Origin of the sequence: Streptomyces sp. A0958 (assembly GCF_004795035.1) — a bacterium.
Taxonomy (GTDB): Bacteria; Actinomycetota; Actinomycetes; order Streptomycetales; family Streptomycetaceae; genus Streptomyces.
The window spans coordinates 25,731-39,937 of record NZ_SSBK01000007.1; the positions used below are offsets into that span (position 1 = coordinate 25,731).

Sequence of the window (14,207 nt, forward strand, 5' to 3'; positions counted from 1 at the left end):
TGTCGGTGGCTCCGGTTAGCCTCTGTGGAGTGTCCCCGCGCCTGACCGACCCCGAGCAGCTCAAGGAGCTTCTCGGCATCCCCTTCACCCCGGAGCAGACGGCCTGCATCACCGCGCCGCCCGCCCCGCAGGTGATCGTGGCCGGGGCCGGGTCGGGGAAGACCACGGTGATGGCGGCACGCGTGGTGTGGCTGGTCGGCACCGGCCAGGTCGCCCCCGAGCAGGTCCTCGGGCTCACCTTCACCAACAAGGCGGCCGGCGAGCTGGCCGAGCGCGTACGCAGGGCCCTCGTCGCGGCCGGCGTCACCGACCCGGACGCCATCGACCCGGACAACCCCCCGGGCGAGCCCGGCATCTCCACGTACCACGCCTTCGCCGGGCGGCTCCTGACCGAGCACGGGCTGCGCATCGGACTCGAACCCGCCACCCGCCTCCTCGCCGACGCCACCCGCTACCAGCTCGCCGCCCGCGTGCTGCGCGAGGCCCCCGGCCCCTACCCCGCCCTGACCAGGTCCTTCCCGACCCTGGTCAGCGACCTGCTGGCCCTCGACGCCGAGCTGGCAGAACACCTCGTACGCCCCGAACAGCTCGCCGCGTACGACACCGAACTGCTCGGCACGCTGGAGACCGCCAGGCTCAGCAACGCCGAACTGCGCAAGATCCCCGAGACCGCCGAGGCCCGCCGCGAACTGCTCTCGCTGACCCGGCGCTACCGCGAGGGGAAGCGCAGCCGCGACCTCCTCGACTTCGGCGACCAGATCGCCCTGTCCGCCGAGCTGGCCCTCACCCGCCCCGAGGTCGGCGCGATCCTGCGCGAGGAGTACCGGGTCGTCCTGCTCGACGAATACCAGGACACCTCCGTCGCCCAGCGCCTCCTGCTTGCCGCCCTCTTCGGCAGCGGGCCCGACGGCACCGCCTCCGGGCACGCCGTCACCGCCGTCGGCGACCCCTGCCAGGCCATCTACGGCTGGCGCGGCGCTTCCGTCGCCAACCTGGACGACTTCCCCAGCCACTTCCCGCACGCCGACGGCACCCCCGCCACCCGCTACTCCCTCAGCGAGAACCGCCGCAGCGGCGGCCGCCTCCTTCACCTCGCCAACGGACTCGCCGCCCCCCTGCGCGCCATGCACGAGGGCGTCGAGGCCCTGCGCCCCGCCCCCGGCGCCGAGCGCGACGGCCTCGTCCGCTGCGCGCTGCTGCGCACCCACGCCGAGGAGATGGCCTGGCTCGCCGACTCCATCGCCCACCTCGTGCGCACCGGCAAGGCCCCCGGCGACATCGCCGTCCTGTGCCGCACCGCCGGTGACTTCCCGGAGATCCAGGCCGCGCTGGTCGCCCGGGACATCCCGGTCGAGGTCGTCGGCCTCTCCGGGCTGCTCCACCTCCCCGAGGTCGCCGACCTCGTCGCCGTCTGCGAGGTGCTTCAGGACCCCGGGGCCAACGCCGCCCTGGTCCGCCTGCTCACCGGTCCCCGCTGGCGGATCGGCCCCCGCGACCTGGCCCTGCTCGGCCGCCGGGCCCGTCTCCTCGTCCACCGCGCCGCCCACGGCGACGACGAGGACCCCGACCGCCGGCTCGCCGAGGCCGTCGAGGGTGTGGACCCGGCCGAGGTGATCTCCCTCGCCGACGCCCTGGACACCTTCCTCGACGCTGGCGGCGAGGAGGACGACCGGCTTCCGTTCTCCGCCGACGCCCGGGTCCGCTTCGCCCGCCTCGCCGCCGAACTGCGCGACCTGCGCCGCTCGCTCGCCGACCCCCTGATGGACGTGCTCCACCGGGTCCTGGCCACCACCGGCCTGGAGGTCGAGCTGTCCGCGTCCCCGCAGGCCCTCGCCGCCCGCCGCCGCGAGACCCTGGGCAACTTCCTCGACGTCGCCGCCCGCTTCGCCGCCGTCGACGGCGAGGCCACCCTGCTCGCCTTCCTGGGCTTCCTGCGCACCGCCGCCCAGTACGAGAAGGGCCTGGACAACGCCCTGCCCGGCGGCGAGAACACCGTCAAGGTCCTCACCGCCCACAAGTCCAAGGGCCTGGAGTGGGACGTCGTCGCCGTGCCCGGCCTGGTCACCGGCCAGTTCCCCAGCGGCCAGTCCCGCGACGCCTGGACCTCCCAGCCCCAGGTCCTCCCGCACGCCCTGCGCGGCGACAGGGCCACGCTGCCCGCCCTCCACGCCTTCGACGCCAAGGGCCTCAAGGGCTTCAAGGAGGAGATGAAGGAGCACCAGCACACCGAGGAGCTCCGCCTCGGCTACGTCACCTTCACCCGCCCCCGCACGCTGCTGCTCGGCTCCGGCCACTGGTGGGGCCCCAGCCAGAAGAAGCCGCGCGGCCCGTCCCCCTTCCTGCACGCGCTGTACGAGCACTGCGCCGCCGGGTACGGCGAGATCGAGGCGTGGGAGGACGAGCCGGCCGAGACCGAGGAGAACCCGGCCCTGTCCGAGGCCGCCGCCGACCACGCCTGGCCGCTCCCCCTGGACGCCACCGCCCTGACCCGCCGCCGGGCGGCCGCGGACACGGTCCTGGACCACCTGGCGGCGCTGGCGGGGAAGGCTCCGTTGCCCGAGGGGGCGAGCGTCACGGAGGAGGCGCCGCTGCCGGAGGAGACCCGTTTCCCGGACGGGGGCGCGCGCCCGGACGCGGTGCCCTTCCCGGACGGGGTTCCGCTGACGGACGAGGTGCCCTTCCCGGACGAGGCGCCCTTCCCCGACGAAGCGTCCTACCTGGACGACGAGCCGTTCCCCGACGAGCCGCCTTTCCCGGACGAGGCGCCTTTCCCCGACGAGGCCCCCTTCCCCGACGATGACAGTGACGACGACGCCCCGCCCCCGCCGGCTCCGGCGCCCTCGCCGGCCCCGCACGTCCCGGCGGCCCGTACCCCCGCTCCCGCCCCCGCGCGGCTCACGCCCGAGGAGGTCCGCACCCTCGCCTCCTGGGACCGCGACCTCGAGGCCCTCGCCGGGGAGCTGCGCCGCGCCCGCGCCACCGTGCGCGACGTCCTCGTCCCCGCCTCCCTCTCCGCCACCCAGCTGCTGCGCCTGGCCGACGACCCCGACGGCTTCGCCCGGGAGCTGGCCCGGCCCATGCCCCGCCCCCCGCAGCCCGCCGCCCGCCGGGGCACCCGCTTCCACGCCTGGGTCGAGTCCCGCTTCGAGGAGCTGCCGCTGCCCATGCTCGGCCCCGACGAACTGCCCGGCGGCGACGAGAGCGACGCCGACATCGCCGACGAGCGCGACCTCGCCGAACTCAAGGAGGCATTCGAGCGCACCCCGTACGCCCGCCGCACCCCGTACCGCGTGGAGACACCCTTCCAGATCACGCTGGCCGGGCGGGTGATCCGGGGCCGTATCGACGCGGTGTACCGCACGGGTAACACGTACGAGATCGTCGACTGGAAGACCAGCCGCACCCACACCGCCGACCCCCTCCAGCTCGCCGTCTACCGGCTGGCCTGGGCCGAACTGCACGGGCTGCCGCTCACCGACGTCACGGCCACCTTCCTCTTCGTCCGCAGCGGTGAGAGCGTCCGCCCGGCACGGCTCCCGGGCCGCCCGGAGCTGGAGCGCATCCTCCTGGACGAGCCACCTCCGTCGGACGGATAAGCTGAAGGTCATGAGCGACACCCCGGACAGCGCTGTCCGTACGTACACCGAGCAGCACCGCACGGCCTTCCTCGACGACCTCGCCGAGTGGCTGCGCATCCCCTCCGTATCCGCTCAGCCGGAGCACGAGGGCGACGTACGGCGCAGCGCCGAGTGGCTGTCGGCGAAGCTGAAGGAGACCGGTTTCCCGGTCGCCGAGGTATGGGAGACGGACGGGGCGCCCGCCGTCTTCGCCGAGTGGCCGTCCGACGACCCGGCAGCCCCCACGGTCCTGGTGTACGGACACCACGACGTGCAGCCCGCCGCCCGCGAGGACGGCTGGAGCACCGAACCGTTCGAGCCGGTGATCCGCGACGGCCGGATGTACGGACGCGGCGCGGCCGACGACAAGGGGCAGGTGTTCTTCCACACCCTCGGCGTCCGGGCCCACCTCGCCGCGACCGGCCGCACCACTCCCGCCGTCCACCTCAAGCTCATCGTGGAGGGCGAGGAGGAGTCCGGCTCCCCGCACTTCCGCGCACTGGTCGAGCAGCACGCCGACCGCCTCGCAGCGGACGCGGTGATCGTCTCCGACACCGGCATGTGGAACGAGACCACCCCGACCGTCTGCACCGGGATGCGCGGCCTCGCCGAGTGCGAGATCGAGCTGCACGGGCCGGAGCAGGACATCCACTCGGGCTCGTTCGGCGGCGCCGTCCCCAACCCCGCGACCGAGGTCGCCCGCCTCGTCGCGGCGCTCCACGACACCGACGGGCGGGTCGCGGTCCCCGGCTTCTACGACGGCGTGGCCGAACTCACCGACACCGAACGCGCCCTCTTCGCCGAGCTGCCGTTCGACGAGGACACCTGGCTGCGCACCGCCAGGTCCGGGGCGGCGTCCGGCGAGGCCGGGTACTCCACGCTGGAGCGGATCTGGGCCCGCCCCACCGCCGAGGTCAACGGCATCGGCGGCGGATACCAGGGCGCGGGCAGCAAGACGATCATCCCGTCGTCCGCCCGCGTGAAGATCAGCTTCCGCCTGGTCGCGGGCCAGGACCCGGACCACGTCCAGCAGGCCGTACGGGCCTGGGCCGAGGCCCGCGTCCCGGCCGGAATCGGCCACCGGATCACCTTCCTCCCCGCCACCCGCCCCTGCCTGACGCCCCTGGACCACCCGGCGCTGCAGGCCGTCGCCCGCGCCATGGGACGGGCCTTCGGCCAGAAGATCCTCTTCACCCGGGAAGGAGGCTCCGGTCCCGCCGCCGACCTCCAGGACGTGCTCGGCGCGCCCGTCCTCTTCCTCGGCATCTCCGTACCGTCCGACGGCTGGCACGCTCCCGACGAGAAGATCGAGCTCGGCCTGCTGTTCAAGGGCGTGGAGACCGCCGCCCACCTCTGGGGCGAAATGGCGGCCGCCCTCCGCTGAATCCTCTGAACACCCGATCCATCCCGGGGGAGTAGGAAGCACCTGTGAGCACCTTCGACAACGCCACCGCAGACCGGCCCATCGGTCTGACCGCGCCGAGCGGCATCGACCGCGCCGCGCACCACCGCCTCGACGAGGCATGGCTGTCCGCCGCGTGGAGCCACCCGACGACCCGGGTCTTCGTCGTCTCCGGCGGCCAGGTGCTGATCGACGACACCGACGACGGCACCGAACTCGTGATGACTCCCGCCTTCGAGGCGCCCGTCACCGAGACCCACCGCTACTTCCTCGGCACCGACGCGGACGGCGTCAGCTACTTCGCCCTCCAGAAGGACACCCTGCCGGGCCGCATGGACCAGTCGGCACGGCCCGCCGGGCTGCGCGAGGCCGGGATGCTCCTCGGCGCCCGCGACGCCGGTCTGATGGTGCACGCGGTGGCCCTGGAGAACTGGCAGCGGCTGCACCGCTTCTGCTCCCGCTGCGGCGAGCGCACGGTCATCGCCGCGGCCGGCCACATCCGCCGCTGCCAGGCCTGCGGCGCCGAGCACTACCCGCGAACCGACCCGGCGGTCATCATGCTCGTCACCGACGACCAGGACCGCGCCCTGCTGGGCCGCCAGGTCCACTGGCCCGAGGGCCGCTTCTCCACGCTCGCCGGGTTCGTCGAGCCGGGCGAGTCGATCGAGCAGTCCGTGGCGCGCGAGGTCTTCGAGGAGGCGGGCATCACGGTCGGCGAGGTCGAGTACGTCGCCAGCCAGCCCTGGCCGTTCCCCTCCAGCCTGATGCTCGGCTTCATGGCCCGCGCCACGACGTCCGAGATCAACGTCGACGGCGAGGAGATCGAGGAGGCGCGCTGGTTCTCCCGCGAGGAGCTGACGGCCGCCTTCGAGTCCGGCGAGATCCTGCCCCCGTTCGGCATCTCGATCGCGTCCCGGCTGATCGAGCTCTGGTACGGCAAGCCGCTCCCGAAGCCGGTCCGCGCGGCGGGCTGACCGGGCCCGGACGCAGCAACGCCCCCTCCGGTGCGCTGACCGGAGAGGGCGGGGTGGGCGCGGGGCGCGGGGGTCCTCAGACGGCGAGGGCCTGCTTCACCTGGGCCAGGCTCGGGTTCGTCATGACGACGTCGTCACCGCCGTCGGCGGGGACCACCAGAACCGTCGGGACCGTCTGGTTCCCGCCATTGGCCTTCTCGACGAAGGCCGCCGACTCCGGGTCCTGCTCGATGTTGATCTCGGTGTAGGCGATGCCCTCACGGTCCATCTGGCCCTTGAGCCGACGGCAGTAGCCGCACCACGTGGTGCTGTACATCGTCACAGTGCCCGGCATGTCTTCGCGCTCCTCTGTCTCATCGGTCCCGGCAACCCCTCACGCCCGGACGCGGGTCCGGTGCGTCGCACAGGGGCCGGGACGTGCGTTGCCGCACGCAGGGTGAACGTACGGAACCCGGTTGCCATTCCCGGTGCCGGGGTCCGCATACGGCGGCGGCCGCCGTGCCCGGGTCCGGCCGCCGTGCCGGGCGGCGCGTGCTGAGCGCGGCGGCCGTGCTGTGCGGCGCGTGCTGAGCGCGGCGGCCGTGCCGTGCGGCGTGTTCCGGGTGCGGCCGCCGTGCCGTGCGGCGTGTTCCGAGCGCCGGGTGCCGCCGCCGCATTAGTACGACGGATACGTCACCCCTGTGGACAACCACCGCACCCGCCCCGTGCGACCTGGCAGCATGGCGGGGTGACATCAGCAACGCACTCCACCCTCTTCCCCCAGGTCCCCGACTCCGCCGACGCCGTCCTGGACGGACTCGACCCCGAGCAGCGCGAGGTCGCCACGGCCCTGCGGGGCCCGGTGTGCGTGCTGGCCGGAGCCGGTACGGGCAAGACGCGGGCCATCACGCACCGCATCGCCTACGGAGTGCGCGCCGGGATACTCCAGTCGTCGAGCGTGCTGGCTGTCACGTTCACCAACCGGGCCGCCGGCGAGATGCGCGGCCGGCTGCGGCAGCTGGGAGCCGGCGGGGTGCAGGCGCGCACATTCCACTCGGCGGCGCTGCGGCAGCTCCAGTACTTCTGGCCGAAAGCAGTCGGTGGCGATCTGCCCCGGCTGCTGGAGCGCAAGGTCCAGCTGGTGGCCGAAGCGGCGGCCCACTGCGGCATCCGGCTCGACCGCAACGAGCTGCGGGACGTCACCAGCGAGATCGAGTGGGCCAAGGTCACGCAGACCGTGCCCGCCGACTACCCCGCCATGGTCGCCAAGTCCCAGCGGGAAGCCCCGCGCGACCCGGCGGAGATCTCCCAGGTCTACGCGATGTACGAGCAGCTGAAGCGCGAGCGGACGGTGATCGACTTCGAGGACGTGCTGCTCCTGACGGTCGGCATCCTGCAGGACCGGCACGACATCGCCGACCACGTCCGCCGCCAGTACCAGCACTTCGTGGTGGACGAGTACCAGGACGTGAGCCCGCTCCAGCAGCGGTTGCTCGACCTCTGGCTCGGTGACCGGGACAGCCTCTGCGTCGTCGGCGACGCGGGCCAGACGATCTACTCCTTCACCGGGGCCACCCCCGACCACCTGCTGGGCTTCCGCACCCGCCACCCCGGGGCCACCGTCGTCAAGCTCGTCCGCGACTACCGCTCCACCCCCCAGGTCGTCCACCTGGCCAACGGGCTGCTCGCCCAGGCCACCGGCCGGGCCGCCGAGCACCGCCTCGACCTGGTCTCCCAGCGCGAGCGCGGCCCCGAGCCCGCCTTCGTGGAGTACGCGGACGAGCCCGCCGAGGCCGAGGGCACCGCCCGCCGCATCCGCGACCTGATCGCTGCGGGCGTCCCGGCCGGTGAGATCGCCGTGCTCTACCGGGTCAACGCCCAGTCCGAGGTCTACGAGCAGGCCCTCGCGGACGCGGGCGTGCCCTACCAGCTCAGGGGCGCGGAACGTTTCTTCGAGCGCGCGGAGGTGCGGGAGGCGGGCATCGCCCTGCGCGGTGCCGCCCGCGCGGGGGGCAACGACTCCCTCCTGGACGACGCGGAGGGCCTGCCCGCCGAGGTGCGGGCGGTGCTCTCCACGAAGGGGTGGCGCAGCGAGCCGCCCGCCGGTTCCGGCGCGGTGCGCGACCGCTGGGAGTCCCTGGCCGCCCTGGTCAGGCTCGCCGAGGACTTCGAGCGGGCCAAGCCGGGCGCGACCCTCTCCGACCTGGTCGCCGAGCTCGACGAGCGGGCCGCCGCCCAGCACGCCCCCACGATCCAGGGCGTGACACTCGCCTCGCTGCACTCGGCGAAGGGCCTGGAGTGGGACGCCGTGTTCCTGGTCGGACTGACCGAGGGCATGATGCCGATCACCTACGCCAAGACCGCGGAGCAGGTCGAGGAGGAGCGCCGGCTGCTGTACGTCGGAGTCACCCGGGCCCGCTACCACCTCACGCTGTCGTGGTCGCTGTCCCGTTCGCCCGGCGGCCGGCCCGGACGCCGGCCGACCCGGTTCCTGAACGGGCTGCGCCCCGGCTCGACCGGGCCCGGCGCCCGCAGCGCGGCGGGCGGAGCGGGTGGGGCGGGTGGAGGCGGCGGCGTCGAGCGGCCGGTCGTGGCCCGTCGCAAGCCCCGGGGGCCCGCGCGGTGCCGGGTCTGCGGCAAGACGCTGACGGACGCCGGCGAGATGAAGCTGATGCGCTGCGACGACTGCCCGTCCGACATGGACGAGGCGCTGTACGAGCGGCTGCACGACTGGCGCGCCGGCCGGGCGCGGGAGATCGGCCAGCCCGCCTATTGCGTGTTCACCGACAAGACGCTGATGGCCATCGCGGAGGCGGTGCCCCACAGCGAGGGCGAACTCGCCGGGATCTCGGGGGTCGGCGCGCGGAAGCTGGGCCGCTTCGGCGCCGCCGTTCTGGACATCTGCGCAGGTGGGGACGGGAGCGAGGAGATCGCGGAGGCCGACGGGGAGATGTGAGAAAAACTCGTCGAAAAAATAGTTTGCGCCCGCCCCAGTCATCACCATAGGTTCTTAACCACGGAAACAGCGGCTTCTCCGAAGCGCTGGCTCTGTGCTGTACTTATCCGAATACGCAGGACCGGCTCGCCGGTCCCTCCGAGACGCCGAGAGGAGGCGATTGAAGTGATCAGCATCTTTGAGACCAACAAAATGACCGATCTCTCGGTCGTCTCCGCCTGCTCGCTCGGCCTTCTCGCCCGTTCCTCGAAGTCCTCGCTGCGTGCCACCGGTGTGTCCGGCGTCTCCGCCGTCGTCCCGATGTCCCTGGCCGGCCTTCCCGTGCGGGAGCGCAATGAGCGACCGACCCAGGCACCGGCAGCAGCAGTAGCGAAGGGACAGGCCCAGGCCTATGCCTTTGGGGCCGTCGGTGCGGGAGCGGAAGCCGGCGTCACCGAGCAGACGATGCACCACCACACGATGTGGGCCTTCCGTGGGCCTGAACCCTGGAGTGATCCAGCCTGATCCATCATCAGGCCGGCGCCTTCAGGGCCGCGGAACCCCACTCGGGTTCCGCGGCCCTTTTGTTTTGTCCGAACGGACGGGACAGCGCGAAGGAGCCTCGGGACAAGCAGGACCTGGTACCAGCCGCCCCCCGGCCAACAGGCCGGAAACGACCAGACGAGGACACCACCACCGTGCAACTCGAAGCGCACGCCCCGTCAGTACCGCCTTCCGACACGATCTCCCCGCCCGGCCTCACGGAGGACTCCACCTTGACCCCCCTCACCGCGCTCACCGCGCTCGACGACGCCATCGAGAACCTCGGTGTGCCCGTCCCCTGCCGTGCCTACGACCCGGAGGTCTTCTTCGCGGAGTCGCCGGCCGACGTCGAGTACGCCAAGTCCCTCTGCCGCACCTGCCCGCTCGTCGAGGCCTGCCTCGCCGGCGCCAAGGAGCGCCGCGAGCCGTGGGGCGTCTGGGGTGGCGAGCTCTTCATCCAGGGTGTCGTCGTTGCCCGCAAGCGGCCGCGTGGCCGCCCGCGCAAGAACCCGGTCGCGGCGTGACCGCCGACCTGGGGGTCACGGCCCCCAAGCCCATGAAGCGCATCGGAACCATCGACCGTCCCCTCACCCACGACCCCCGAAACCAGGCTCCAATGACCATCCCCACGTCAGAGCCCGTCGGCTCCGCGACACCAGACGTCACCATCATCGGCGCGAACGACTCGCGTCAGAACAGGACCCGCGAAATGCAACTCATCCCAGAAGCCCTGGCCCGTGCGCATATGCACGACCGCATGCGCGAAGCCGAAGCGGACCGTCAGGCCGTGCGCCTGATCTCCGCGCGGCGGATGCAGCGCCGGGCCGAGCGCGCCTCGATGCGCGCCCGCCGCGCGCTGGCCATGGCTGTCATGAACTGACCCGCAACACCCCGGCCCGAACAGGTCGGACGAGGCCGGTCACCAGCGGTGCCCGTCGGCGCGCAGCCGCTCTCTGCGCCCCGCCGGGCCGCACCTGGCCGGCAGCACCCACCCAGCAGTACCCCTGTCGCGGGGCCGGTCCGTCCAACGGACCGGCCCCGCGGCCGTTCCGCCTACCTGCTTCCGCCTACCTGCTTCCGCTACCCGGCGTCCACCGTCTCGGCGGCGCCGGCCACGGCCTCCTTGCCCACGGATTCCTAAGCCACTGGCTCGTCCGCCACTGGCTGTTCCGCCACGGGTTCTTCGGCCGAGGGTTCCTCGTCCAACTCCTCCTCTGCCGCGGGGTCTTGCTCCTGCTCAGGCTGGTCCGTCTCCTCGGACGGGTGGAACCCCGGGAGCCAGGACTCCAGTTCGTCGCGCAGCCGGACCGTGGCGCCGAGCTGGCACAGCACCCCGATCGTGCTCAGCGTCACCCGGTGTATCAGCAGGTAGGAGGGCGGCAGGTTCAGCTGCTTGCCCAACTGATGGGCGGGGGAGCGCGGATCGGCTATCCGGGCGGCCTGGTGGCGCATCCAGCTCCGGCTGAAGGTGAACTCCTCCACCTCGGCCGGTTCGATGATCGGCAGGAGGTAGTCGAGCACCGCGTCCGGCTCCAGGTCGATCGAGTCCTTGACGAACCCCTCCGCCCGCAACATCTCGTAGACCGCGTTGGCGTCCCCTCGCAGCGTCAGTCGCAACGAGTCCCCGATGGTCTGCGGCAGTCCGCCCGGCAGCCGGTCCACCGTCCCGAAGTCGAGCACCCCGAGCCGCCATTGAGCCGCGTCGTCGGTCACCTCCCCAGTCTCCCCGGCCTCGACGGTCTCCCCGGCCTCGACGGTCTCCCCGGCCTCGACGGTCTCCCCGGTCTCGTCGGTCTCCCCGGTCTCGTCGGCCTCCGCCGTGGTGGCGGGCAGGGCCGGGGGCAGCAGCCGGAAGTTGCCCGGGTGCGGATCGGCGTGCAGCAGACCCGTGCGCGCGGGGCCGGAGAAGAGGAACCTGGCGAGCAGCTGACCGGCCCGGTCGCGCTGTCCGGCCGTTCCGCCGACGATCACCTCGGCCAGCGGGACCCCGTCGATCCACTCGGTGACCAGTACCTGGGCGGACTGGTGGACCACCCCGGGGATCACGACATCGGGATCGTCAGCGAACTCCAGCGCGTGCTCATGCTGGGACCGCGCCTCCTGCTCGTAGTCCAGCTCCTCCGACACCCGGTCGCGCAGCTCCGTGATGAGCGGCTTGATGTCCATGCCCGGGACCAGCGGGCCGAGCAGCCGCGCGAACCGGCTGAGCTGGGTCAGGTCCGAGAGCAGGGCCTCGCCCGCGCCCGGATACTGCACCTTCACCGCCACGTCCCGGCCGTCGTGCCACACCGCCCGGTGCACCTGCCCGATCGAGGCGGCGGCCGACGGCTTGTCGTCGAAGGTCAGGAACAGCTCCCGCCAGTCCTCGCCCAGCCGCTCCGCCAGCACCGCGTGCACCGTGCCGCTCGGCATGGGCGGGGCGGCCTCCTGGAGTTTGGTGAGGGCCGCACGGTAGGGGCCCGCGACCTCCTCGGGCAGCGCGGACTCGAAGACCGACAGGGCCTGGCCGAGCTTCATCGCCCCGCCCTTCAGCTCGCCGAGCACCTTGAAGAGCTGGTCGGCGGTACGCTGCTGCACCTCACGGGCCACCAGCTCCGCGGACTTCCCGCCGATGCGCTTGCCCAGGCCCCAGGTGGCGCGGCCGGCGAACCCCAAAGGCAGCGCGGCCAGCTTGGCGGTTCGGGTGACCGCCTTCCGGGGAAGATCAGACATATGCCCCTCCAAATCCCAGACTGCCGCGCTGCGTGCGACGGTTACCCGGCCATTGTGTCGTGCGCCCTGCCGGCTCCGGAGGCGCGGACCCCCTCAGTGTGACCGGCGGCCCCACAAGAACAGTCGAGGTGAGCCCCGATCCGTTCCGACCTCCAGTCCAACAGCGGCAGCGCCGCCTCCCACCGGGACCCGGTGCTCGCCGGAAGCTCACCGTCGAGGAAGGCCAGCGCGTGCGCCGCCGCGAGACCCGCCACCGCCGTCGCCAGCCCCAGGTCGCACGCCTGCACGGCACCGCGACGCCCGGACTGCCACTGCGCCAGCATGCGCGGCCACTGAGGGTCCCGGTCCCGCCGGTTCAGATGCAGGCAGCCGGCACAGGCCGTGCCCCCGGGGAGGACCAGTGGCCCGACGAACCCGGTGGCCTCCATCACCCCGGCGTACAGATGGGGCGTGCCCGACGAGATCCACGGCTCAGCCGTGCCCGGATCGGGGACGTACCCGGACAGACCGTCGCGCGGGGCGACCACGATCAGGGACAGACCGGGCTCCCGGCCGGCCGGACCGGTGCCCGCCGCCCCGGGTGCTCGCGGAGCCGGGCCGGGAGCGGAGCGGCGTACCAGCTGCCGGGCCGCCATGTCCCTGCGCTCGCCGACGGCGGAGGCGGGCAGCCCGCCCGGCGCCACGTCACCGGGGACCGCGCATCCGCCGTCCAGCACCTCGACCCGCCCCACACCGGCTCCGGAGAGCACCGCGGCGACGGCCGCGCCGACCCGGCCCGCGCCCCTCACCTGCACGCGCATCGAGCGGCGGGCCGCCAGCCGGCGCATCGCCGCGCCGGGCTCGGGATGCACGACGGAGAGCGACGCCAGGTCGGGGCGGTGGCGCTCCAGGATGTCCGCCCTGTTCCGCAGGGTGTCGGCTTCGGGGCCGCCCGCCCGTACGTCGTCGACCAGGCCGGCGTCCATCAAGCGCATGACTAACGCGTCCACATGACGTTCGCTCAGGTCCATCGCCCGTGCTTCCTCGCGCAGCAGAGGCATGCCCCGCGTTCCGTCGAGCAGTTCCATGAAACAGCCCGTCGCGATATCCATCGGGCCCACCTTCACCGCATGCGCGGGCGTCACTCCGAATTGCACGGTGTCGCGTCCGCGCCATGCGCGGCGCAGTGCGGGCTTCAACATCGGATGCACGGCTTCCCCCGGTCTGTGTGCGGTCTGTGTGGCTGTGACTGCTGTGCGACTTGCATTGCCAGAATGCAGCGGACCGCCGAGGTGTGCGGAAAGTTATCCACAGGCGTGGGCATTAGTCGTTCAAATGGTGCAAGGCGTGGAGCCGATCATGCGGAACGGTCCCCGGGGCGGGACTTCCCGCCCTGGCAGCGGGTAACGTCGTGCCGTGCCCGCCGACCCGTCGCCCGGCTCCGCCGGGGAGCCTGCCGCGCCCGGCGCCGGAACCCACCGGCGCAGTGCGGCGGACCATGCCCGCCGCGCCTCGGCGACGAGCGCCGTCGAGGTCCGCAGGAGCGCCCGTCGCAGCAGAACGGTCTCCGCGTACCGGGAGGGCGACCGCACGATCGTGCTGATTCCCGCCCGGATGTCCGAGGCCGAGGAGCGGCGCTGGGTGAGCGTGATGCTCGACAAGCTCGCGGCCCAGGAGGACAAGCGGATCATCGGCGACACCGAGCTCGCCGAACGAGCGGAGCGCCTGTCCGCCCAGTATTTCGAGGGCCGGGCCAGGCCCGTCTCGGTTCGGTGGGTGACCAATCAGAACACCCGGTGGGGCTCCTGCACCCCGGCCGAGGGCAGCATCCGTCTGTCGCACCGGCTGCAGGGCATGCCGGAGTACGTCGTGGACTACGTGCTCGTCCACGAACTGGCACACCTCCTGGTGCCCGGGCACGGACCGCGGTTCTGGCGGCTCCTCGACGCCTATCCGCGCACCGAACGCGCGCGTGGCTATCTCGAAGGGGTGGTGGCGGCCGACCGGCTGCCGCACCTGCCGGCCGCGCGCGGTGAGTGACGTCGGGCGCTTCTGTACCGGGTCTG

11 protein-coding genes are annotated in these 14,207 nt (G+C 72.9%); 8 read left to right on the forward strand and 3 right to left on the reverse strand.

Going from position 1 to position 14,207, the window contains the following annotated elements:
- Positions 1-29: 29 nt before the first annotated feature.
- From E6P78_RS09795 to nudC, 3 genes are read left to right on the forward strand one after another with little or no spacing between them, the layout of a single operon-like run.
- Positions 30-3,596 (forward strand): ATP-dependent DNA helicase, encoded by a 3,567-nt coding sequence (locus E6P78_RS09795; RefSeq protein WP_136203157.1) that lies wholly within the window; start codon positions 30-32, stop codon positions 3,594-3,596.
- 10 nt (positions 3,597-3,606) lie between these two features.
- Positions 3,607-5,001 (forward strand): dipeptidase, encoded by a 1,395-nt coding sequence (locus tag E6P78_RS09800; protein WP_136203158.1) that lies wholly within the window; start codon positions 3,607-3,609, stop codon positions 4,999-5,001.
- Positions 5,002-5,045: 44 nt separating this feature from the next.
- Positions 5,046-5,993 (forward strand): NAD(+) diphosphatase, encoded by a 948-nt coding sequence (nudC, locus tag E6P78_RS09805; RefSeq protein WP_136203159.1) that lies wholly within the window; start codon positions 5,046-5,048, stop codon positions 5,991-5,993.
- Positions 5,994-6,069: 76 nt separating this feature from the next.
- On the opposite strand, the gene E6P78_RS09810 is transcribed toward nudC, so the two are convergent.
- On the reverse strand, positions 6,070-6,327 hold the full coding sequence (locus E6P78_RS09810) for a mycoredoxin (RefSeq protein ID WP_136203160.1): 258 nt from the start codon (positions 6,325-6,327) through the stop codon (positions 6,070-6,072).
- 393 nt (positions 6,328-6,720) lie between these two features.
- Here E6P78_RS09810 and E6P78_RS09815 point away from each other — a divergent pair, with 393 nt between their 5' ends.
- The 4 genes from E6P78_RS09815 to E6P78_RS09830 all read left to right on the forward strand — a co-directional run bounded on the left by E6P78_RS09815 (position 6,721) and on the right by E6P78_RS09830 (position 10,330).
- Positions 6,721-8,928, forward strand: coding sequence for an ATP-dependent DNA helicase UvrD2 (locus tag E6P78_RS09815; RefSeq protein ID WP_136203161.1), 2,208 nt, complete (start codon positions 6,721-6,723; stop codon positions 8,926-8,928).
- Between the two features lie 165 nt (positions 8,929-9,093).
- Positions 9,094-9,432 carry a hypothetical protein gene (locus E6P78_RS09820; RefSeq protein WP_136203162.1) on the forward strand — a complete coding sequence of 113 codons (339 nt, stop codon included), beginning with the start codon at positions 9,094-9,096 and terminating at the stop codon, positions 9,430-9,432.
- Between the two features lie 173 nt (positions 9,433-9,605).
- Complete coding sequence (locus E6P78_RS09825; RefSeq protein ID WP_018105532.1) at positions 9,606-9,974, forward strand: WhiB family transcriptional regulator; 369 nt, start codon at positions 9,606-9,608, stop codon at positions 9,972-9,974.
- Positions 9,975-10,006: 32 nt separating this feature from the next.
- Entirely contained in the window at positions 10,007-10,330 is a 324-nt protein-coding gene (locus tag E6P78_RS09830; RefSeq protein WP_136203337.1) for a hypothetical protein, read from the forward strand.
- Positions 10,331-10,587: 257 nt separating this feature from the next.
- On the opposite strand, the gene E6P78_RS09835 is transcribed toward E6P78_RS09830, so the two are convergent.
- Positions 10,588-12,162: an AarF/ABC1/UbiB kinase family protein gene (locus E6P78_RS09835; RefSeq protein ID WP_136203163.1), complete on the reverse strand. Its 1,575-nt coding sequence runs from the start codon at positions 12,160-12,162 to the stop codon at positions 10,588-10,590.
- A gap of 41 nt (positions 12,163-12,203) precedes the next feature.
- On the reverse strand, positions 12,204-13,352 hold the full coding sequence (locus tag E6P78_RS09840) for a ThiF family adenylyltransferase (protein WP_136203164.1): 1,149 nt from the start codon (positions 13,350-13,352) through the stop codon (positions 12,204-12,206).
- Positions 13,353-13,557: 205 nt separating this feature from the next.
- On the opposite strand from E6P78_RS09840, the gene E6P78_RS09845 reads away from it, so the two are divergent.
- Positions 13,558-14,181, forward strand: a complete 624-nt coding sequence (locus E6P78_RS09845; protein ID WP_136203165.1) for a M48 family metallopeptidase — start codon at positions 13,558-13,560, stop codon at positions 14,179-14,181.
- Positions 14,182-14,207 lie beyond the last annotated feature (26 nt).

What these genes read in the sequence shown, in the direction of transcription:
- E6P78_RS09810 (WP_136203160.1), bottom strand. Translation starts at nt 6,327, where the DNA reads ATGCCGGGCACTGTGACGATGTACAGCACCACGTGGTGCGGCTACTGC.
- E6P78_RS09830 (WP_136203337.1), top strand. Translation starts at nt 10,007, where the DNA reads ATGAAGCGCATCGGAACCATCGACCGTCCCCTCACCCACGACCCCCGA.
- E6P78_RS09800 (WP_136203158.1), top strand. Translation starts at nt 3,607, where the DNA reads ATGAGCGACACCCCGGACAGCGCTGTCCGTACGTACACCGAGCAGCAC.
- E6P78_RS09835 (WP_136203163.1), bottom strand. Translation starts at nt 12,162, where the DNA reads ATGTCTGATCTTCCCCGGAAGGCGGTCACCCGAACCGCCAAGCTGGCC.